Here is a 20,639-nt window from a genome sequence, read left to right on the forward strand (position 1 = left end):
CCTGTTTAAAACAACCTACTGTTCGGCCAATGTCGGGTTGAACGAAATGTAATTGACTGCACCGGAGCCTCCATGACCAAACGCGCACTTATCACCGGAATTACAGGACAGGACGGGTCCTATCTGGCGGAATTTTTGCTGGAAAAGGGATATGAGGTGCACGGGATCAAGCGCCGGGCGTCATCGTTGAACACCCAGCGGATCGACCATATTTTCCAAGACCCGCACGAGGAAAACCCCAAGCTGCACCTGCATTACGGCGATCTGACCGACAGTTCTAACCTGACGCGGATCATCAGCGAAGTGCAGCCCGACGAGGTCTATAACCTTGGCGCGCAAAGCCATGTGGCAGTCAGTTTTGAGTCGCCCGAATATACCGCAGATGTGGATGCCACCGGTGCCTTGCGTCTGCTGGAGGCGATCCGGTTTCTGGGGCTGGAGAAAAAGACGCGCTTTTACCAAGCGTCAACCTCCGAACTTTACGGTTTGGTGCAGGAAACCCCGCAGACAGAAACCACGCCTTTCCATCCGCGCAGCCCTTATGCGGTGGCCAAGATGTATGCCTATTGGATCACGGTGAACTACCGCGAGGCCTATGGCATGTATGCCTGCAATGGGATCCTCTTTAACCACGAATCCCCGCGCCGTGGCGAGACGTTCGTGACCCGCAAGATCACCCGTGGCATGGCCAATATCGCGCAAGGGTTGGAGCAGTGCCTGTACATGGGCAACATCGACGCGTTGCGCGATTGGGGCCACGCCAAGGATTACGTGCGCATGCAATGGATGATGTTGCAGCAGGACGCACCCGAAGATTTCGTGATCGCGACCGGTGTGCAATATTCGGTGCGCCAGTTCATCACATGGTCCGCCGCCGAGCTGGGGATCACCCTGCGCTTTGAGGGGACCGGCATCAATGAACGCGCCATCGTGGACAGCATCAAGGGCGACGATGCCCCCGGCGTGAAACCCGGTGATGTGGTGCTGAAAATCGACCCGAAATATTTCCGCCCCGCCGAGGTGGAAACGCTGCTCGGCTCGCCCGCCAAAGCCAAGGCCAAACTGGGGTGGGAGCCGCAGATCACCACGCAGGAAATGTGTGCCGAGATGGTGAAAAGCGATCTGAAAATTGCCAAACGTGCGCGCCTGCTGGTCGATCACGGTTTTGATGCGTTCATCGCGCGCGAGGATTAATCCATGGCAGGAAAACTTTTCCTTACCGGCGGGGCCGGTATGGTGGGCCGGAATGTTCAGGATCACGCAGCCGCCGCAAACTGGCAGATCATTGCCCCGTCCAGCAGCGCGCTTGATCTGATGAACAGCGCCGCTGTGGCGGATTTCATCAAGGCAGAGCAGCCCGATCTGATTGTGCATTCCGCCGGCAAGGTCGGTGGCATCAGTGCCAATATGGCACAACCTGTCGCCTTTCTGGATCGTAACATCACCATTGGCCGCAATGTGATCATGGGGGCCTATGAGGCTGGCGTGAAACAGCTGATCAATCTGGGCTCCACCTGCATTTATCCGCGTGCCGCCGCCAATCCCCTAAGCGAGGATTTGCTGCTGACCGGAGAGCTTGAGCCCACCAACGAGGGCTATGCCATCGCCAAGATTTTTGCGCTGCGGTTGTGCCAGTATATCCGCCGCGAAGATCCGACATTTCAATACAAGACGTTGATCCCCTGCAATCTGTTCGGGCCCTATGACAAGTTTGACCCCGAAGTGTCGCATTTGCTGCCGGCGATCATTCAAAAGGTGCATGATGCCAAACTGGCGGGCGATCCGACGGTCGAAATCTGGGGCGACGGGATGGCGCGGCGCGAATTCATGTATTCTGCCGATCTGGCCGATGCGGTGTTCCGGGCGGCGGATGACATCGAAAACATCCCCGATCTGATGAACATCGGCGTCGGCCATGACCACAGCATCAACGACTTTTACGCGACCGTGGCGCGGGTGATCGGATGGCAGGGCAGCTTTTCCCATGATCTGAGCAAACCCACAGGCATGGCCCGCAAGCTATCCGATACATCGCGCCAAACCGCATGGGGATGGCAGCCGCAAACCTCGCTCGAGGATGGCATTACCAAGACCTATCAATACTATCTGGAGACATCAAAATCATGAGCCCGCGCTTTCCTCTTGCCACCTCGTCTTGGGATCAGGCCGAGCAAGATGCCCTGCAACGGGTGATCAAGTCAGACATGTATTCAATGGGCCCCGAGGTCCGCAGCTTTGAGGAACAGTTCGCCGCGTTTTTCGGGGCGAAATACGCTGTTATGGTGAACTCCGGTTCCTCTGCGAACCTGCTGATGACGGGCGCGTTATTCTATTCCAAGAACGAGGATTTGCGCCTGAAAGCCGGAGACGAGATCATCGTCCCTGCGGTAAGCTGGTCGACCACATATTATCCGCTGGCCCAATATGGTCTGGTGCAGAAATTCGTCGATATCGACCGCGGCACGTTGAACTATGATCTGGATGCACTGGCAGAGGCGGTGACCGACAAAACCCGCGCGATCATGATTGTGAACCTGCTGGGCAACCCCAATGATTTCGACCGGATCAAGGCAATCATCGGCGACCGCAAAATCGTGCTGCTCGAAGACAATTGCGAATCTATGGGGGCGACTTTCGGCGGCAAGCAGACCGGAACATTCGCCCATGTGGGCAGTTTCTCCAGCTTTTTCTCGCATCATATTTCCACGATGGAAGGTGGGCTTGTCACCACCGACGACGAAGAACTGTACCACATCATGCTGTCGATGCGGTCACATGGCTGGACGCGGCACCTGCCCAAAGAAAACCGCGTGACAGGCACCAAAAGCGATGATCCCTTCGAGGAAAGCTTTAACTTTGTGCTGCCCGGCTACAACCTGCGTCCGCTGGAAATGTCGGGTGCCTTGGGCCAAGAGCAGTTGAAGAAATTGCCCGATCTGATCAAGGGACGGCGCGACAATGCCAAGCTGTTCGTCGAGGGGCTGTCGAACCATCCGCTGTTTACCCTGCAAGAAGAAATCGGGGAAAGCAGCTGGTTCGGGTTTTCGCTGTTGTTGCGCCCTGATGTCGGCATCACGCGCAGTGAGCTGGTGACCAAGCTGGGCAGCCTTGGGTTTGAATGTCGCCCCATCGTGGCCGGCAATTTCACCAAGAACCCGGTGATGGAGCATATCCCCCATGTGATCCACGGGACCCTGCCGAATGCGCAGTATATTGACGTGAACGGGCTGTTTGTCGGCAACCATCATTATCCGATCCCCGAAGCCGTCGACGCGCTGGCCGATCTGCGGGTCTGATGCTCTCAACCGTATCCCGCCCCTGCCGATGCGGCGGGCGGGATGCCGCAGGGGCGACCGGATCTATTTTTATTAATGTCTCGTTAGATTAATCGCTGTTAAGGTTTGCATCATGATCCATCCTATCCTTCTTTGTGGCGGTTCTGGTACGCGCCTGTGGCCACTGTCGCGCAAATCATACCCCAAGCAGTTCGCAAAGCTGATGGGGGACGAAAGCCTGTTTCAGGCCTCGGCCCGGCGTCTGTCCGGCCCGGAATATGCAGCCCCGGTGATTGTCACCGGTGACCCGTTCCGCTTTATCGTGACCGAGCAACTGGCGCAGGTCGAACAGGCTGCGATGGGTATCTTGATCGAACCCGATGGCCGCAATACAGCGCCTGCGATCCTTGCCGCTGCGCTGTGGATCGCCAAGACCGACCCCGCCGCGCTGATGCTGGTGGCCCCCTCGGATCACGTCATTCCCGACACCGCCGCCTTTGCCGCCACGGTGCAGGCTGCCGTGCCGCGGGCGCAGTCGGGCGATCTGGTGACCTTTGGCATCACGCCCACACGCCCCGAAACCGGATACGGCTATCTTGAGCTGGCGGCGGGTGCGGATGCCGGGGCAGACATACCGCAGACGTTGGCGCGCTTTGTTGAAAAACCGGATGCAGACCGCGCGACCAGAATGCTGGCGGCAGGCAATTTCCTGTGGAATGCCGGTATTTTCCTATTCACCGCCGATGCCATCATCGCCGCCTATGAAACACACGCGCCCGCCTTGCTGACCGCTGTCACCCATGCCTTGACACAGGCCGATCCCGATCTTGGCTTTACCCGTCTGGACCCTAACGAATGGGCCAAGGCCGACGATATCTCGATCGATTATGCGATCATGGAAAAGGCCGATAATCTGGCGGTCATGCCCTTTGGGGCGGGATGGTCCGATCTGGGGGGCTGGGATGCCGTCTGGATGGAATCCGGCCCCGATGCCCAGGGCAACGTCTGTTCCGCCAATGCCACCGCGATTGATTGTACCGATACGCTGCTGCGGTCTGAGACCGACGGCTTGCAACTGGTCGGCATCGGGCTGGACAATATCGTCGCCATTGCCATGGGGGATGCGGTGCTGGTCGCTGACAAATCCAAAGCGCAACGGGTGAAAGAAGCCGTTGATGCGCTCAAGGCCAAGGGGTCGGGTCAGGCCGTGCAACTGCCCCGCGATTACCGGCCTTGGGGCTGGTACGAGAGCCTTGTGATCGGGGGCCGCTTTCAGGTGAAACGCATCGTGGTGAACCCCGGTGCATCGCTGAGCCTGCAAAGCCATCACCACCGGTCCGAACACTGGATCGTCGTGGAAGGCACGGCACGGGTCACCGTTGATGACAGCGTAAAGCTGATCAGCGAAAACCAGTCGGTTTATATCCCGCTGGGGGCCGTTCACCGCATGGAAAACCCCGGCAAGGTGCCGATGGTGTTGATCGAAGTCCAGACCGGGAGCTATCTGGGGGAAGACGATATTATCCGCTATGAGGATGTCTATGCCCGCAGTTGACCAAGGCACGCCCCGCGACGGTGCGCGTGCAGATGCACAGGCATATTTTGACAGCGGGCGGCTGAAATCAGACCTCGCTGCGCTTGTTGCGTTTCAGACGGAAAGCCAGACGCCCGACCAAAAGCCGCAACTGGCGCGGTATCTGCACGAGGCGATTGAACCGCGGCTGGGCGCGATGGGCTTTGCCTGCCAGATCCATGACAACCCCGACCCGTCCGGCGGGCCGCTTTTGGTGGGCTTGCGGATCGAAGAGCCATCCCTGCCCACTGTTTTGACCTATGGCCATGGCGACGTGACCCGCGCGCAAACCGACCAATGGCGCGAAGGGTTAACCCCGTTCGAGCTGACCGAGGACGGCGACCGTCTGTATGGCCGTGGTGCGGCGGATAACAAGGTTCAGCATCTGATCAACTTCAAGGCGCTGGAAACCGTATTGGCCGCGCGCGGCAGCCTTGGGTTCAACGTCAAAGTCATCTTCGAGATGAGCGAAGAAATCGGATCACCGGGGTTGGCGGGCTTTATCAGCGCCAACAAAGACCTGCTGGCGGCGGATGTGTTGATTGCCTCGGACGGGCCGCGTTTACGACCGGATCGGGCGACGATGTTCATGGGCGCACGCGGCGGTGCAAGTTTTGATCTCGTCGTAGACCTGCGCGAAGGCGCGCATCATTCTGGCAATTGGGGCGGCTTGCTGGCCGATCCGGCGATCTTGTTGTGTCATGCCATCGCGTCGATCACCGATGCACGCGGGCAGTTGCGCATTCCGCAGTGGCGGCCCGACAGCCTGACCCAGACCATCCGCGATGCGCTGGACGGCTTGCCCATTGTCGAAGGCAGCTTTCCCCCCGTTGACGAGGATTGGGGCGAGGAAACCCTGACCCCGGCAGAGCGGGCCTATGGCTGGAATTCCTTTGCAGTGCTGGCCATGACCAGCGGCGTGCCGGATGCGCCGGTGAATGCCATTTCGGGCAAGGCGCGGGCGACCTGCCAGCTGCGCTATGTGGTGGGTACCGACCCCGAAGCGTTGCTGCCTGCCCTGCGCGACCATCTGGATGCACAGGGTTTGCAAAAGGTGCAGATCGTCCCCCACGCCGAGATTTTTCCCGCCACGCGGTTGGACCCGACCCATCCTTGGGTCACCTATGTCAAAACGTCGATCACGCAGACGACCGGCATGGCACCGCATGTGCTGCCAAACCTTGCCGGTTCACTGCCGAATGAATGTTTTGCGGATATTCTGGGGCTGCCCACGGTCTGGATTCCCCACAGCTATCTAGGCTGCAACCAGCACGCCCCGAACGAACATGCGCTGCAATCCGTCTGTCAAAGCGGGCTGCAAATCATGACAGGGCTGTTCTGGGACATAGGCGAAAGCGCCCCGTAATCAGGGCGCTTTCACAGTGTTTCAGGCGCGCGACAACACGCTTGCAGGGCGTGCCTTGAACAGGGCGGCGGTGATCAGACCGGCCAATACCGCCTTGATGATGTCACCGGGGATAAAGACCGTGACCAGTGCAGCGGCTTCCAGCACGGATTTGTCCAGCGCGATGGCAAGCCCGGCAATACCAAAGATATACAGCACAACGATGCCGCCAATAACCGATGCAACGCCAGCAACGATCGCCAGCGACGGGCCCTGCCATTTTTCAACGATCAGGCCGGTTACGAAGGCAGCAAAAGGAAAGCCGATCAAAAAGCCCGACGAGGGCAGCATGAACGAGCCAAGACCGCCACGACCACCGGCCAGCAAGGGCAGGCCCATCGCGACAAGCAGCATGAACAACAAAACCGCAAGGGCACCGCGTTTGGACCCCAGAACGGTTCCGCACAGCATGATACCAAGGCTTTGCGCCGTGATCGGCACACCAAAGGCCAGGGTGAATTGAGGGATCAGCGCAAGTGCAGCGATAAGCGCGGCAAACAAGGCAACGAGGGTCAGATTACGTTCCAATTATTTAGTCTCCAGTTTCAGTTGCAGGTGTATTCCCTCGAATAAACCAAGATGCAAGCATTCTATTGGTCCGGTTTCAGACCAATCCGGCACAATCCAAAAGCGCTGCAACATCCAGATGTTGCTCCATATGTTCGGCAAGCTGGTCCAGCGTATCCTCGACCGTTTGGCTATAGGATACCGGTGCCGCGACCAGCCCGAACTGCGCCAGCCACGCCGCCCTGAACCCGTCGTTGGAAAACAACCCGTGCAGATAGGTGCCCGCGATTTTGCCATCTCGTGAAACGGCCCCATCCGGCACCCCGTCCTGTGCCGTGCCGATCCGGCTGAACGGGCGCTGGCAGTCGGGCCCTGTTGTTTGACCGATATGGATTTCATAGCCGTCGATCTGCGCCGCCGTGGCGCAATGCAGCGCGGCAACACGGGTCAGGGTTTTATCCGCTGCCATGCGGGTTTCGACATCGAGCAGACCCAGCCCCGCGTCTTGCCCCGCCGGCCCTTCCAGCCCGGCCGGATCACCCACAACCTTGCCGAGCATCTGATACCCGCCGCAAATCCCCAAGACATGCCCGCCGCGCCTGACATGGGCCAGCAGGTCGATATCCCAGCCTTGCGACCGCAAAAATGCCAGATCGCCTCGGGTGGATTTGGTGCCCGGCAAGATCACCAGATCGGCATCAGCGGGCAGCGGGGTGCCCGGCGGGATCATGGTCAACCGCACCGACGGCTCTGCCGCCAAGGGGTCGAGATCATCAAAGTTGGAGATGCGCGACAGCATCGGGCAGACGATGTGAAACGCCCCATCCGACCGCGCGCGGGCCAGATCGACGGCATCTTCTGCGGGCAGCAGATGCGCCCCGTAAAACCACGGCAGCACACCAAAGCCGGCCCAGCCGGTGCGCTGGATGATATCGTCGTATCCGTCATCGAACAGGCGCACGTCGCCGCGGAATTTGTTGATCAGGAAACCCGCGATCATGGCGGCGTCATCGGGGTCTATCACCGATTTGGTGCCAACGATCTGGGCGATCACTCCGCCCCGATCAATGTCGCCCGCCAGGATCACCGGCACATTGGCCGCACGGGCAAAGCCCATATTCGCGATGTCGCCCTTGCGCAGGTTTGTCTCGGCCGGGCTGCCCGCCCCTTCGACGATGATCAGGTCAGCGGTTTTCGCAAGGATGCCAAAGCTTTCCATCACCGGTTTCAGCAACACGCCACGGGCACCGCCGAAATCGCGCGCCTCAAGCCGGCTTTGGGCACGGCCCTGAATGACCACTTGCGATCCGGTGTCGGTTTCCGGCTTGAGCAAGACCGGGTTCATATGCACCGACAGCTCGCGCCCCGACGCCATGGCCTGCAAAGCCTGGGCGCGGCCAATTTCCCCGCCATCAGCAGTGACGGCGGCGTTGTTCGACATGTTTTGCGGCTTGAATGGGGCCACCGATATGCCGCGCCGGAAAGCCGCGCGACACAGCCCCGCGACCAGCATTGATTTACCCACGTTAGAGCCTGTGCCCTGTATCATGATGGCGCGTGTGGGCATGACGGGTCCTTGACATATGGCTGCGCCGATGTCGTGTCAGCCGCCAGCCCCGGCGTCAAGCCTGCGGGTTATTGCGGGGCCAGTTCGGCGATCAATGACTGCCACCGTGCATTGAAAACGGATTCAAGGTGATCGCAAGACGACGCGGGCTTGGGCAGTGTCGCGAGATCAAGCCGGGTCAATGTCTGTATTTCCATCTGCCAGCCTTCTACAGTGGGGGTTTCAGCAATATGCGCCCCGTATGCGACGTGATCGGACAGTCCGTCGATCCCGCTGACCACCAATTGCCTCCCCGCTGCCAATGCTTCGATTGCAACGAGGCCGTAGGATTCCCAGAGGGAGGGCATGACAACCGCATCGACCGATGCGATGGCGTGTACCGGATTTTTCGCCCATCCCATGAATTTGATCCGCTCATCCGTCCCTGCAAGTTCACGCAGGGCGGGTTCTTCCGGCCCTTCGCCATAGATATACAGGCTCAAGCCGGGGTTAATCGTCTGGCGAAACGCACGAATAAAGGTGTCGAAGCCCTTTTGACAGTCCAGCCGTCCGATCACACCAATGACCCGCACCCGGTTGCGCGGTGGAGAAATCTTGCGAAACGCCGACAGATCGACACAAGACTGGATCACAACCAACTTGCGCTTGGGCACTGCTCTGGTGTGGACCAACCATGCACCTTGCGCGTGACTGACGACAACAAGCTTGTTGAACAACTGGTACGAGACCCGCAACAATGCCGAAAACCGCCGCGGGTGGTTGACGTTATGCTTGCCAAAACCGCAAGTATAGCTGTGTTCAACATGAACCAGAGCCGTGGTTGGATGGCTTAACCGCAAAGCCGTCAACATCGGCAGCGCGCGCCAGCTGATCGCCAGATGCGACACGATGATATCGGCCTTGATCTGGCCGATCCACCGACTGTCGCGTGACACGCAGCGCAGTTCATGGGTCGCATTCCGGGACAGTGCAGGTGCGGATTTGATGTGCGCCAGTACGCGCATCACGCCACCGGCTGTCGTGTCGTCGATAAGATGGACGATCTTGGTTTGCTTCACAGAATCGCCCCCCGCGCCACCGAAATATCGATGTTGCGTGGACCAGCAAGACCGCAGTTCGCCTGACGCAGCACGCAGACGTGCCCACGCGCGGCCTGACCGAGCAATGCTGAAACATTGAAAGCAGGAACAGCAGTCGAAGCACGTATCATCGGAGAAACCTTTCAGGCAGATCAGGATTAAGAGAATTGGCGCAGGGCCGCGAACCGGATGCCCAAGTGGGCGGAGGTTCTAATCGCCTGGGTGCGGCCAGACAGGATCGCACCAAGATCGGTCGAGAGAGTACCGATGTTGGTGCGATGCCACGTCTGGAGGGACGCCAAACCGGTCAACCGTGTGCCTTTGACGACGACACGGATCAACCAATCAAAATTTTCGTAGCGGACCAGACCACGGTCACAGCCGCCAGGCGCAACAAACGCCGTATTGCGGATGGGCATGTTCGACATGGCGCACAGCGGTTGCACCAGCAGGCGCGATGCCTTGGCTGTAACCTTTAAGACGCCAGGGGCGAAAAGGTTTTGCGCAATCCTTGAAGCTGTGTGTGCTTCTGCCAACATGTGTAGGGTCCAATCAAATCTGTTAGACCCGTTTTAACCAACGCCCTGACGCATTTAACGGACGCCACAGGACAGGTCGCCAACACAATCGACTAGCGTTCTATCCGTTGGGATAGGGGGACTGATACATAGGTAGGTTGGACCGTCAAAAATTGGCTCACCGATCCGGCGTTAAACCCTATCGCTCAGGACGGTTTTGCAATGTTGTCAGACACCTAAAGCCGCTTTCACGCATGGCAAAGCTGGTCGCATGTTCGGGAAAATTGCACTGTGAAAATTAGCGCCCCGCCACATCCCTGGGCGTGTCACGCCGGTCAGCGCGCAGCATGGGTTGGGTATTGGCCCAGACAGCTGCAAGCCGCGCGATCATTTTGCGCAGACGCGCCGGATCGTTTGCTTTCGCAGCGTTTTCGATCTCGACGAGCGCCGCCCGCATTTCCACCGCGCCCAAAGCCGCCGAGGATCCGGCCAAGCGGTGCGCCAGCTGCGCTGTCTCATCGAGGGTCCCGACCGTTGGACCCGACAAAGCAGCAATCGCATCTGCGATCTCGGTTTCATAACGGTCAAGCACGGACGCCATCCGTTCAAGGCCCAGTGTCTCGCGCAAATCAGCCAGATTCTGCGTCGCGACAGCCGACGTTGCGGCCTCGACTGACTGGGGTTTTATGTCGTCACCTTGGAAATGACGGGTGACCAGATGCAACAGGTGTTCGCGGACCAGAGGTTTGGTAAGGATATCGTTCATCCCGTCGGACAGGAATGCCTCTTGTTCTTCGGCCATGGCGTTTGCGGTCAGTGCCACAATGGCGGTCTTGGCATTCACGCCGCCCCCGCTCCTGATTGCACGGGTCGCACCGCGCCCGTCCAGGACCGGCATACTGATATCCATCAAGATCAGATCAAAGCGCGTGTCCTGGGCCGCTTCAAAAGCTTCCTGACCATTATGCGCCTCGGTCACATCGTGGCCTGCGGCTGCCAACAGTTCACGCGCGACAAGGCGGTTAATCTCGTTATCTTCCACCAGCAAAATCTTGCGGCCATTGGCCAACTGCAAATCGCGGCGCTTTTTGGCGTGGTCATCAGTGGCTTCGATCGGAACGATGGGAAAGCGGATACTGAAAGAACTGCCTTCACCAAAGGTGCTCGCCACGTCGATATCGCCGCCCAACGCCTGAACAAACCGCTGCGCGATCCCCAGACCCAGCCCCGTGCCCCCCACATCGCGATCATAAGAGCTGTCGCCGGTCGTAAAGTCATTGAATATTTCGGCCTGCAGCTCTTCGGTCATGCCGATGCCCGTGTCTGACACAACGATCTGCAATTCCGGCGTGTTGTTCAAGTTGCCAATCACTTCGGCGTGGATAACGACCCGCCCGTCGCGGGTGAATTTGACTGCGTTGCCGATCACATTCATCAAGATAAGCTGGATGCGGTCGCGATCTGCGCAAATCCAATTTGCGGGTGCCCCCACCCAGTCCCATTCCAATGTGGTGCCATTCGCCAAGGCAGCACCGCTTTGATTATCCACGATATCTTGTAACAACATGCTGATGTTCATCGCCACAGGGCGCAATCGCAGCTTGCCCGCGTCATATTTCGTAATGTCCAGAACATCCGAAATATGGCTCATCAGAAGTTTGCCGGAGGTGTTCATATTCTTGATATAGCGGGCCTGTTTCGCGCTGAGCTTGGTGTCGCTCAGCAAGGTCAGATTGCCCATCAACCCGTTCAAGGGCGTGCGGATTTCATGGCTCATCGTGGCCAGAAAATCGGTCTTGGCTTTTTCACCGGCCATCGCCATGTCACGCGCCCTGACCAGTTCGCGCTCGGCCTCCACCTGAGTCGAGATATCGCGCAAGAAGGCGATGAATATCTCGCCCTCTTTGGTCGTCGCCGACTGGATTGCCAGTTCAACGGGGAACACATCGCCCGACGAGCGTTTGGCCTCGAGCTGGACACGGCCCTGGCCGACAACGCGTTTCTCACCGTACTTGCGCATGCGTTTCATACCCAGTTCATGCGCTTCGCGAAGATGATCTGGAACAATCAATGGGCCCAGTCCCTGACCGATCGCTTCTGTTGCGGGATACCCGAAAATCTGTTCGGCGGCTGCGTTGAAATCGAGAATTTTGCCTTGGGTGTCCACCACAATCACGGCGTCCAGCGCAGTGCTGGTTACGACATTCATACGCTCGCTTGCCTCGATCGCCTCGGCCCGGCGGCGAATATTGACGCGGTTCAGGAAATTCAGATACAGCGACAAAAGCAGCAAAGCGACCAGCAGAGCCGTAACACCAAAGGCCATCTGGCTTAGGGTGACCGCGACACTCCTGCGCCGCTCGTCTGAATCGCGCGCAAAGAAATCCAAGGCCGAATTCGACAGCCGGCGGACGCTCTGCCTGATGCCAGTGGCGCGTTCGCTTAGTTCCGGCAGGCGCGCGACCAGTTCCGCGTCATCTGCGTCGATGATCTCGACCGTTTGATCCAGAAAACGCTGAACAAGGGACAGATTGTTCGAGAAATCGAATTGCTTGCGCAGGTTGGCGTAGATCGACGACTGCTTGAGGGTTCGGATGCGGCTGTAAAAGATGTCGTATTCACGTCGAAGCGTTCTGATGTCAGCGGCGTCTTCCAAATTGATCGTCGCCAGATGCAGCTGGAATTCAATGAACTCCACCTCGGCTTGTGCCAACGTCCACTGGACATTGTCCGAACTGTCAGAGCTCAAAAGCTTCAGGTCGCGCGTGACATTTGTGGAAAGATAGACAACCGATGCAACGCCGATCAGTCCCAGCAGCACGAAAAACGCTACTTTAAACCGCAAAGAAATCTTCGCAAAGCGTGACATTGGCGAGGCTCCCGGCATCGGTTGCACCATACCGAGGTGCTCTCTCCTATATCCTTAGTCCAACGCTTCGATACGGTCGAGCTGCCAGATGCTGCGCGAATAGATCACTTCGCTGCGATATTCCTGATCCAGATCGTAAGGGTACACAATCCAAAGCGGGCCTTTGTCGCGGACGGACATAAGATCACCATTCAGTCTGTAGGCAATAATCGGGCCACCCGCGACCGCATCAGAGGTAGGTATTTCAACGGCATAGTCATTGATCGCGGCGGCCCGCAGGTTTTCACCCTTGATGCCCAAGTGGTCGATCAGGACATTCAGCGGAACGCCCTGAAAAGATTGGGTGCCATCGGTCCAGATGGTCGACGTATCGATCACTGTATTGCCAAGCGCCTCCAGCATAGCCAGATCAAACTGGGCCACGCCGTCAGCATTTGTCACTTCGATGGCACCCGACACAGTCAACAAGACTTCACCCTGCGCTGCGCCAAGATCGTCTGCCCATACCGGCACATTGAAAATCGTTATAAAAAACAGGGCTTTCAAGAACGACGGCAGCATTAAAAGGATCCTCTTCCTGACCATGCGCGTTATCGCACGGCTTCACCACCCGCGCGAATGGGCAGAGGGATACGAACCTATCCTTTCGGATAGGTTCGTCCTTCAGGCAACCTGACGCAGGGGCGCGGTGCAGTTGCGCAGGAATTCGATCCGCTCTGCTTCCAACTCCGGGCGGTCCAGTGTGAAAGTTGGCGCGTGTCATCAGGGAAATCCCTGAGGGGCTCAGTTGTCCTCAGCCCGATGGATCGCTCTCATACGCTCAACTGAGCGGCGGCACAGCACGATGACGCTTTGGTTAACAGAACCCCACTAGGGGGCTGGGTTCTACCCGAAGGACGACAGACCTAACCGAAAGAGGTGTTGGGCCTGCCACGAATGCGCCCTAGTTTTAGCGTGCAACAGTCGCAATCACCGTTTACGTGTATTATTAACCAAGGAGACCGGAATGCGCGTACTTATCGCTGACGACCATGACCTGCTTCGAGATACATTGGCGATGTTTCTTGAAGCGAAAGGGGACATCGTCGTCAGTCAGGCCGCTAATCTGAGCCAGGCGCACCAGCTTATCGAGACACAGGACCCATATGATCTGATTTTGCTGGATTTGAATATGCCAGGCATGAACGGTCTGGACGGTCTGCGCACCACAATTGCCATGAACGGTGGCCAGCGGGTCGCCCTGTTATCTGGCGAAGCCACCCGTGAAATCGCTGAACAAGCGCTAGAAGCAGGAGCCGCCGGATTTGTGCCCAAGACGCTTCCTGCCAAATCCATGATCAATGCGGTCAAGTTTATGGCCATGGGGGAACAATACGCGCCGATCGATTTCATGACCGCAATCGAAGATACCCCAGACCACCCGCTGGCTGAAAAACTGTCGCCGCGCGAGTTGCAGGTGCTAAAAGGGCTGACGGAGGCGAAATCGAACAAGGAAATCGCCCGCGATCTTGATATTACAGAGCCCACCGTCAAGCTGCATATGAAGACACTGTACCGCAAGGTCGGTGCCGCCAACCGCACCCAGGCCGCATTGATCGCACGCGAATCGGGTTTGTTCTGAGACAGCCTATCCGAACGGATAGGGTCGCCGTCCAAATATCCATAGCGCCCCCCCTGCGCGAAGTGGCCGAGGATCAGACAGCGCCGGAAAACCCTTTACCGCAGCCGGCTCAGGCGTGACAGTCAGGTTCACACGCGCAACAAAAGGCCCCGATAATGAACGATCATTCCCTGCCTGCCACCCCTGACACCGTCCATTGGGGGCGGTTCTGGTCAGATCATCCGCCGATTCTGACCATCGCAGACGGGGACCGGGTCACCATTCAGACGTTTTCGGGGCGCGCTGTCGTTTTGCCGCCCGAAGGGTCCGGCATGACGGTTGCACCGGAACATCGCGCGATACTGGCGGCAGATATCCAAGGGCAGGCGCATTTGCTGACCGGCCCTGTCGCGATTGACGGGGCCCTGCCCGGTGACGTGTTGAAAATCACCATCGAAAAGATAGCACTTGGGGCCGATTGGGGTTTTAACGTTGTGCGCCCCACGGCGGGCACCCTGCCCGGCGAATTTCCGGTCTCGACCGAAACGATCACGCATATTCCGATTGATCGGGCCAACAAAACAGCGCGCCTGCCTTGGGGGGCGGTCTTGCCGCTGAACCCGTTCTTTGGCGTGATGGGCGTGGCACCACCCCCCGAATGGGGCGAGGTCACGTCGATCCAGCCACGTCTGCATGGCGGTAATATGGATTTGAAACTGCTGACCGAAGGGGCCACGCTCTATTTGCCCGTCCACGCCAAAGGCGCGTTGTTTTCGTGCGGCGACGGCCATGGCTGCCAGGGCGACGGAGAGGTCTGTATTACCGCATTAGAGACTGCTTTGACCGGCACATTCCGCTTTGAGGTGATGAAAGGGGCCGGTGCGCAGATGACCCTGCCACGGGCGGAAACCGCGGAGGAGATTATCTCGATGGGGTTTCACGCCAGTCTGGATACGGCGCTGCAAATTGCCCTGCGTGAAATGATCGCGATGATCTGCGAACGCACCCGCATCAGCGAAACACAAGCCTATCAGCTGTGTTCACTGGCTGCGGATTTTGCCGTGACCCAGTCGGTGAACCAGGAAAAGGGCGTACACGGACGCCTGCGCAAGTCGCTGCTGCAATTTCCCTAAGATCAGATCGCGCTGCTATGGGCCACTTGGGGGGATTGGAACGCATCCAGTTGCCCCGCCAGAATACGCACCAAAGGTTCGAACCCCGGCCTTACCTTCATCTGCTGGCCATCCAGATCAACACCCAACGGAAAGGTGGTCGCAAGCTGCGCGAATGTCGTCGAGATCACGGGCGCATAGGCTGGGAAATCAGCCTGCAATTTTGCGATATCAACCTGAAATCCGCACATCATCTGTTCGATGGCCAAGGCAATCCAGCGGTCCGCGTCAGACAGGGCATGACCGCGTGCACCAGCGAGGGTTTGCGCCTCGATTGCGGCGACATATTTTGCCGTTGCGGGTTGGTTCTGGCTGTAGCCTTGGGGGAATTTGGAAATCGCCGATGCACCAAGCCCGATCAGGACCTCGGCAGTATCATCGGTGTAACCCTGGAAATTCCGCCGCAGATGACCGTTTTCTTTGGCAATGGAAAGCCCGTCGCCGGGGCGGGCAAAGTGATCGAAACCGATCTGCTCAAAGCCGTCCGAGGTCAGCAAGACCCGCGCCAGTTCAGAGAGTTCAAATCGTGTTTCGGGATCAGGCAAGGCGGATTCATCAATCAAAACCTGCCGTTTCGACATCCATGGCACATGCGCATACCCGTAAAGCGCCAGACGATCCGGCTGCAAAGACATCACTTCTTGCAGCGACATGCTGAGGCTTTCGTGGGTTTGGAAGGGCAGACCATAAAGCAGGTCCATGTTCAGGCTGTCCAGATTGCCCGACTTGAGGTGGTGGACCACATCTGACGTTTGCTGAAACGACTGCAACCGGCCGATTGCCTTTTGCACGCGCGGGTCAAAATCCTGCACGCCGATGCTGGCACGGTTCATGCCATATTCCAGCAAGGTGTCCAGCAACGCGGGGGATGCTTCGGTCGGGTCGATCTCGACCGAGAATTCAGAACCATCACCGAAGTCGAAATGTTCGAATATCTTATCCAGCAACCGCGCCATCAGATCGGGGGTTAAAATCGTTGGCGTGCCGCCCCCGAGGTGCAGACGTGACAATGATACCCGACCGGGCAGACGCGCCCGCACCAGATCAATTTCCTGCAAAAGCGTTCCGACATATGCCTCGACCGGGCGGAGCGTTGTCGTGCCTTGGGTCCGGCAGGCGCAGAACCAGCACAGGCGTTTGCAAAACGGGACGTGAACGTACAGCGATACACTGGCACCATCGGGCACCGCGCGCAGCCATTCGGACTGGTCGTCTTGCCCGACCTGAGCGCCAAAATGATTGGCGGGCGGGTAACTGGTATAGCGTGGCACTTTTGCATCAAAGATGCCGTAGCGGCGGAGTTGCTTAAGTTGTGTCATACGGGTAACTTGCAAAGATGCAGACAATATTCCTTGATTTAGATCAACTATGACAATCGATTTACTCTCGCGCACGAAATGCAGCGAATGCCCGATCCGGCATCGCGCGGTTTGTGCCCATTGCAGCGGCGACGAGCTGGATGTTCTGGAGCAGTTGAAAAGCTATAAGACCTTTAAGGCGGGCGATCCCATTTTGTGGCGTGGCGATACGCTGACCTTTGTCGCGTCGCTGGTTCAAGGTGTGGCGACTTTGGGCAAAACGATGGAAGACGGCCGCACACAAATGGTCGGCTTGCTGTTGCCATCCGACTTTATCGGTCGCCCCGGCCGGTCCCAGATTGATTTTGACGTGGTTGCCGTCACCGATGTGACGCTGTGCTGTTTCCAGCGCAAACCCTTTGAGGCGCTGATTGCGTCGACCCCGCATGTCGCCCAACGTCTTGTTGAAATGGCATTGGACGAACTGGATGTCGCCCGCGAATGGATGCTGTTGCTGGGCCGCAAAACCGCCCGCGAAAAAATTGCGACGTTTATTCATATGCTTGTGCAACGCCAGCATCTGGGCGGCGCAGAGATTGCCCAACAGGCATTGGTTTTGCCCCTGACACAGGAACAGATCGCCAATTACCTTGGCCTGACGCTGGAAACTGTCAGCCGGCAACTGGGCGCGATGAAAAAAGAAGGCATTTTGCAGTTTTCGGACCGGCGCCGTTTCGAGGTCGTCGATTTCCCCGCGCTGCATCTGGCAACGGGCGACGATTCAGACGGCGGTATGCTGGTCTAGCGGGCACATTGCCTGACATTGGCCGACTTGATCTGCATCAAAGCTATAGGTACATCAAAGTGATTATCTCCTCTGAACCCAAGAGGAGATAATCTGATGTATTCCAATATCCTGATTCCCGTTATTCTGAATAACCCCGAGAAAACTGACATCGCATTTGAGGCCGCCCGCACGCTTGCTGATGAAGGGGCGCATTTCACCTTGCTGCACGTGATCGAATCGATCCCGGTCTATGTCTCCGACTACATCCCTACGGATTTCATGACCGAGGCCCGCGATACCGTCAAAACCAAGCTGAAAGATCTGGCCAAAACGCTTCCCAATTGTCACGCGGCCACCACCGAAGGCCGTCCCGGATCGGAAATTCTGAGCTGGGCCGAAAAAAACAATTCCGATTGCATCGTTATCGCATCCCATCAACCGGTGTTCTCCGACATTTTGTTGGGATCGGTCGCGCATCATGTCGTGCGCCATGCGAAATGTGCGGTACACGTGATACGCTGATTTGTTGATTCGACAAACTTGATACAGATCAAGGAAGGCCGTCTGACCAGCGGCTACCCGATGATTGCGAACAGGTGTGCGCAACCCGGACAGGGCTGCGCCAATAAGAAGGTGCATTATGAATTACGTTAAACTCATTATATTAGGGCTCATCGCCGTATTTGCCGCTATGGGCATGAACTGGGGCCATGATCTGGCCTATCAATTCCACGCTTTTGTGATCATGGCTGTGGCCGCTGGCATGTTTGTCTGGGTCCTGCGGGGCATTGACGAACCCGTGCCTGCCGCCGAAACGGGATACGCCGATGGCGTGATCCGCGCCGGTGTCATCGCGACCGCCTTTTGGGGCGTCACAGGGTTTCTGGTCGGCACCTTCATCGCCTTTCAGCTGGCTTTTCCCGAACTGAACTTTGACTGGGGCCAGCCCTTTACCAACTTTGGCCGGTTGCGCCCGCTGCACACCTCTGCGGTGATCTTTGCCTTTGGGGGCAACGCGCTGATCTGTACATCGTTTTATGTCGTGCAACGCACCAGTTCTGTGCGTCTGTTCGGCGGCAACCTGTCGTGGTTCGTGTTCTGGGGGTACCAGCTGTTCATCGTTCTGGCCGCAACCGGATATCTGCTGGGTTCAACCCAGTCGAAAGAATACGCAGAACCCGAATGGTACGTCGACATCTGGCTGACCATTGTCTGGGTCGCCTATCTGGTGGTGTTCCTTGGCACGATCTTCAAACGCCGCGAACGTCACATCTATGTGGCCAACTGGTTCTACCTCAGCTTTATCATCACCGTTGCGATGCTGCATATCGTCAACAACCTGTCGATCCCGGTCAGCTTCTGGGGTTCAAAATCCGTTCAGGTGTTCTCAGGTGTCCAAGACGCCATGACGCAGTGGTGGTACGGCCATAACGCCGTGGGCTTCTTCCTGACCGCCGGCTTCCTGGGAATGATGTATTACTTCGTTCCGAAACAGGCCAACCGTCCCGTCTATTCCTATAAACTCAGCATCATCCACTTCTGGTCCCTGATCTTTTTGTACATCTGGGCCGGTCCACACCACCTGCATTATACCGCCCTGCCCGATTGGGCTGCGACCCTTGGCATGGTGTTCTCGATCGTTCTGTGGATGCCCAGCTGGGGTGGCATGATCAACGGCCTGATGACCCTGCAAGGGGCATGGGACAAACTACGCACCGACCCGATCTTGCGGATGTTCGTGATCTCGCTCGGCTTCTACGGCATGTCCACCTTCGAGGGTCCGATGATGTCGATCCGCGCGGTCAACTCCTTGTCGCATTACACCGACTGGACCATCGGGCACGTGCATTCCGGTGCGCTTGGCTGGAACGGCATGATCACCTTTGGCGCGCTGTACTTCCTGACGCCGAAACTGTGGGGACGTGACAAGATGTATTCGATGTCTGCGATCAACTGGCATTTCTGGTTGGCCACGATCGGTATCGTTTTGTACGCCTCGTCGATGTGGGTCACCGGCATCATGGAAGGTCTGATGTGGCGCGAAGTCGATGATCAGGGTTTCTTGGTCAACTCCTTTGCCGACACTGTTGCCGCCAAGTTCCCGATGTATGTGGTGCGCGGTTTGGGTGGGGTTCTCTACCTCTCTGGCGGACTGATCATGGTGTGGAACATGTGGATGACCATTCGCGGTGCGAAACCGGTCACCACAGCCCTGCCCTCAAACGCAACCCCTGCAGAATAAGGAGCTGAAACAATGGCCTTTATCGACAAACACGCCATCCTTGAGAAAAGCCCTACCTTGCTGCTGGTTGCATCGCTGCTGGTCGTTACCGTGGGGGGCATCGTGGAAATTGCCCCCCTGTTCTGGCTGGAAAACACCATCGAGGAAGTCGAAGGCGTGCGGCCCTATTCGCCGCTCGAACTGACCGGGCGCGACATCTATGTGCGCGAAGGCTGCTATGTCTGCCACAGCCAGATGATCCGCCCCATGCGCGACGAGGTGGAACGCTATGGCCACTATTCGCTGGCGGCTGAATCGATGTACGACCATCCGTTCCAATGGGGGTCCAAACGGACCGGCCCCGATGTGGCACGTGTGGGCGGGCGCTATTCCGACGCCTGGCATGTGGATCACCTAAGCGATCCGCAATCCGTGGTGCCGGAATCGATCATGCCGAAATATGCGTTCCTCAAGGAAACCCCGATCGAACCGACCCATATCGAGGCGCTGCTAAAGACCCATCGCTTTGTCGGTGTTCCGTATTCGGATGAACAGATCGAAGAAGCCCGCGCGGATTTCCGTGCCCAGGCCGACCCCGAAGCTGATTATGACGGCATGCTGGAACGCTATCCCGGTGCGGCGGTGGCCAACTTTGATGGCCAACCGGAACTGACCGAGATGGACGCGCTGATCGCGTATCTGCAGATTCTTGGCACCATGGTTGATTTCTCGACCTTCACCCCAGATGCCAGCCGTTAAGGAGGCCTG

The 20,639-nt window shown here is 57.8% G+C and carries 18 protein-coding genes; 11 read left to right on the forward strand and 7 right to left on the reverse strand.

Features of this window, described 5'->3' with window-relative positions; all coding sequences use genetic code 11:
* Nucleotides 1–72: 72 nt before the first annotated feature.
* The 5 genes from gmd to ACSQ13_RS12565 all read left to right on the forward strand — a co-directional run bounded on the left by gmd (nucleotide 73) and on the right by ACSQ13_RS12565 (nucleotide 6,214).
* On the forward strand, nucleotides 73–1,194 hold the full coding sequence (gene gmd / locus ACSQ13_RS12545; RefSeq protein ID WP_176250792.1) for a GDP-mannose 4,6-dehydratase: 1,122 nt from the start codon (nucleotides 73–75) through the stop codon (nucleotides 1,192–1,194).
* 3 nt (nucleotides 1,195–1,197) lie between these two features.
* A complete protein-coding gene (locus ACSQ13_RS12550; protein ID WP_176250793.1) occupies nucleotides 1,198–2,127 on the forward strand; it encodes a GDP-L-fucose synthase family protein in 930 nt (309 codons plus the stop codon).
* Nucleotides 2,124–3,296 carry a DegT/DnrJ/EryC1/StrS family aminotransferase gene (locus tag ACSQ13_RS12555; RefSeq protein ID WP_295511746.1) on the forward strand — a complete coding sequence of 391 codons (1,173 nt, stop codon included), beginning with the start codon at nucleotides 2,124–2,126 and terminating at the stop codon, nucleotides 3,294–3,296. Before ACSQ13_RS12550 ends, ACSQ13_RS12555 begins: the two co-directional genes overlap by 4 nt.
* Nucleotides 3,297–3,408: 112 nt before the next feature.
* Nucleotides 3,409–4,830 carry a mannose-1-phosphate guanylyltransferase/mannose-6-phosphate isomerase gene (locus tag ACSQ13_RS12560; protein ID WP_176250795.1) on the forward strand — a complete coding sequence of 474 codons (1,422 nt, stop codon included), beginning with the start codon at nucleotides 3,409–3,411 and terminating at the stop codon, nucleotides 4,828–4,830.
* Nucleotides 4,817–6,214: a M20 family metallopeptidase gene (locus ACSQ13_RS12565; RefSeq protein WP_295511745.1), complete on the forward strand. Its 1,398-nt coding sequence runs from the start codon at nucleotides 4,817–4,819 to the stop codon at nucleotides 6,212–6,214. Before ACSQ13_RS12560 ends, ACSQ13_RS12565 begins: the two co-directional genes overlap by 14 nt.
* Before the next feature lie 21 nt (nucleotides 6,215–6,235).
* Here the strand turns inward: ACSQ13_RS12565 and ACSQ13_RS12570 are convergent, their stop codons facing one another.
* The 6 genes from ACSQ13_RS12570 to ACSQ13_RS12595 all read right to left on the reverse strand — a co-directional run bounded on the left by ACSQ13_RS12570 (nucleotide 6,236) and on the right by ACSQ13_RS12595 (nucleotide 13,354).
* The gene (locus ACSQ13_RS12570) at nucleotides 6,236–6,781 is read right to left on the reverse strand and encodes a biotin transporter BioY (RefSeq protein ID WP_176250797.1); all 546 of its coding nucleotides are present in this window, start codon (nucleotides 6,779–6,781) and stop codon (nucleotides 6,236–6,238) included.
* A gap of 76 nt (nucleotides 6,782–6,857) precedes the next feature.
* Nucleotides 6,858–8,327 carry a cobyric acid synthase gene (locus ACSQ13_RS12575; protein ID WP_295511743.1) on the reverse strand — a complete coding sequence of 490 codons (1,470 nt, stop codon included), beginning with the start codon at nucleotides 8,325–8,327 and terminating at the stop codon, nucleotides 6,858–6,860.
* A gap of 68 nt (nucleotides 8,328–8,395) precedes the next feature.
* Complete coding sequence (locus ACSQ13_RS12580; protein ID WP_295511741.1) at nucleotides 8,396–9,385, reverse strand: glycosyltransferase; 990 nt, start codon at nucleotides 9,383–9,385, stop codon at nucleotides 8,396–8,398.
* A 179-nt stretch (nucleotides 9,386–9,564) separates the two neighbouring features.
* Entirely contained in the window at nucleotides 9,565–9,945 is a 381-nt protein-coding gene (locus ACSQ13_RS12585; protein WP_176250800.1) for a hypothetical protein, read from the reverse strand.
* 277 nt (nucleotides 9,946–10,222) lie between these two features.
* Complete coding sequence (locus tag ACSQ13_RS12590) at nucleotides 10,223–12,793, reverse strand: hybrid sensor histidine kinase/response regulator (protein WP_295511740.1); 2,571 nt, start codon at nucleotides 12,791–12,793, stop codon at nucleotides 10,223–10,225.
* A 54-nt stretch (nucleotides 12,794–12,847) separates the two neighbouring features.
* Entirely contained in the window at nucleotides 12,848–13,354 is a 507-nt protein-coding gene (locus ACSQ13_RS12595; protein WP_295511738.1) for an oxidoreductase, read from the reverse strand.
* A gap of 445 nt (nucleotides 13,355–13,799) precedes the next feature.
* On the opposite strand from ACSQ13_RS12595, the gene ACSQ13_RS12600 reads away from it, so the two are divergent.
* Both ACSQ13_RS12600 and ACSQ13_RS12605 read left to right on the forward strand, forming a co-directional pair.
* The gene (locus ACSQ13_RS12600) at nucleotides 13,800–14,414 is read left to right on the forward strand and encodes a response regulator (RefSeq protein ID WP_295511736.1); all 615 of its coding nucleotides are present in this window, start codon (nucleotides 13,800–13,802) and stop codon (nucleotides 14,412–14,414) included.
* 155 nt (nucleotides 14,415–14,569) lie between these two features.
* Nucleotides 14,570–15,526 carry an acetamidase/formamidase family protein gene (locus ACSQ13_RS12605; RefSeq protein WP_295511734.1) on the forward strand — a complete coding sequence of 319 codons (957 nt, stop codon included), beginning with the start codon at nucleotides 14,570–14,572 and terminating at the stop codon, nucleotides 15,524–15,526.
* A 2-nt stretch (nucleotides 15,527–15,528) separates the two neighbouring features.
* Here the strand turns inward: ACSQ13_RS12605 and hemN are convergent, their stop codons facing one another.
* Nucleotides 15,529–16,884 (reverse strand): oxygen-independent coproporphyrinogen III oxidase, encoded by a 1,356-nt coding sequence (gene hemN / locus ACSQ13_RS12610; RefSeq protein WP_176250805.1) that lies wholly within the window; start codon nucleotides 16,882–16,884, stop codon nucleotides 15,529–15,531.
* A 49-nt stretch (nucleotides 16,885–16,933) separates the two neighbouring features.
* On the opposite strand from hemN, the gene fnrL reads away from it, so the two are divergent.
* The 4 genes from fnrL (at nucleotide 16,934) to ccoO (ending at nucleotide 20,630) form a co-directional block, all read left to right on the forward strand.
* On the forward strand, nucleotides 16,934–17,668 hold the full coding sequence (fnrL, locus tag ACSQ13_RS12615; protein WP_176250806.1) for a transcriptional regulator FnrL: 735 nt from the start codon (nucleotides 16,934–16,936) through the stop codon (nucleotides 17,666–17,668).
* Between the two features lie 96 nt (nucleotides 17,669–17,764).
* On the forward strand, nucleotides 17,765–18,172 hold the full coding sequence (locus tag ACSQ13_RS12620) for a universal stress protein (protein WP_176250807.1): 408 nt from the start codon (nucleotides 17,765–17,767) through the stop codon (nucleotides 18,170–18,172).
* A gap of 118 nt (nucleotides 18,173–18,290) precedes the next feature.
* Complete coding sequence (gene ccoN / locus ACSQ13_RS12625; protein ID WP_373029788.1) at nucleotides 18,291–19,892, forward strand: cytochrome-c oxidase, cbb3-type subunit I; 1,602 nt, start codon at nucleotides 18,291–18,293, stop codon at nucleotides 19,890–19,892.
* A gap of 12 nt (nucleotides 19,893–19,904) precedes the next feature.
* Nucleotides 19,905–20,630, forward strand: a complete 726-nt coding sequence (gene ccoO, locus ACSQ13_RS12630; protein WP_176250808.1) for a cytochrome-c oxidase, cbb3-type subunit II — start codon at nucleotides 19,905–19,907, stop codon at nucleotides 20,628–20,630.
* The last annotated feature ends 9 nt before the right edge of the window (nucleotides 20,631–20,639 follow it).

This window comes from Sulfitobacter sp. SH22, assembly GCF_965641905.1.
Lineage (GTDB): Bacteria > Pseudomonadota > Alphaproteobacteria > Rhodobacterales > Rhodobacteraceae > Sulfitobacter.

Coding starts and splice junctions, on each gene's coding strand:
- gmd (WP_176250792.1), top strand. CDS start 73: ATGACCAAACGCGCACTTATCACCGGAATTACAGGACAGGACGGGTCC.
- ACSQ13_RS12550 (WP_176250793.1), top strand. CDS start 1,198: ATGGCAGGAAAACTTTTCCTTACCGGCGGGGCCGGTATGGTGGGCCGG.
- ACSQ13_RS12555 (WP_295511746.1), top strand. CDS start 2,124: ATGAGCCCGCGCTTTCCTCTTGCCACCTCGTCTTGGGATCAGGCCGAG.
- ACSQ13_RS12560 (WP_176250795.1), top strand. CDS start 3,409: ATGATCCATCCTATCCTTCTTTGTGGCGGTTCTGGTACGCGCCTGTGG.
- ACSQ13_RS12565 (WP_295511745.1), top strand. CDS start 4,817: ATGCCCGCAGTTGACCAAGGCACGCCCCGCGACGGTGCGCGTGCAGAT.
- ACSQ13_RS12575 (WP_295511743.1), bottom strand. CDS start 8,327: ATGCCCACACGCGCCATCATGATACAGGGCACAGGCTCTAACGTGGGT.
- ACSQ13_RS12585 (WP_176250800.1), bottom strand. CDS start 9,945: ATGTTGGCAGAAGCACACACAGCTTCAAGGATTGCGCAAAACCTTTTC.
- ACSQ13_RS12590 (WP_295511740.1), bottom strand. CDS start 12,793: ATGTCACGCTTTGCGAAGATTTCTTTGCGGTTTAAAGTAGCGTTTTTC.
- ACSQ13_RS12595 (WP_295511738.1), bottom strand. CDS start 13,354: ATGCTGCCGTCGTTCTTGAAAGCCCTGTTTTTTATAACGATTTTCAAT.
- ACSQ13_RS12600 (WP_295511736.1), top strand. CDS start 13,800: ATGCGCGTACTTATCGCTGACGACCATGACCTGCTTCGAGATACATTG.
- ACSQ13_RS12605 (WP_295511734.1), top strand. CDS start 14,570: ATGAACGATCATTCCCTGCCTGCCACCCCTGACACCGTCCATTGGGGG.
- hemN (WP_176250805.1), bottom strand. CDS start 16,884: ATGACACAACTTAAGCAACTCCGCCGCTACGGCATCTTTGATGCAAAA.
- fnrL (WP_176250806.1), top strand. CDS start 16,934: ATGACAATCGATTTACTCTCGCGCACGAAATGCAGCGAATGCCCGATC.
- ACSQ13_RS12620 (WP_176250807.1), top strand. CDS start 17,765: ATGTATTCCAATATCCTGATTCCCGTTATTCTGAATAACCCCGAGAAA.
- ccoN (WP_373029788.1), top strand. CDS start 18,291: ATGAATTACGTTAAACTCATTATATTAGGGCTCATCGCCGTATTTGCC.
- ccoO (WP_176250808.1), top strand. CDS start 19,905: ATGGCCTTTATCGACAAACACGCCATCCTTGAGAAAAGCCCTACCTTG.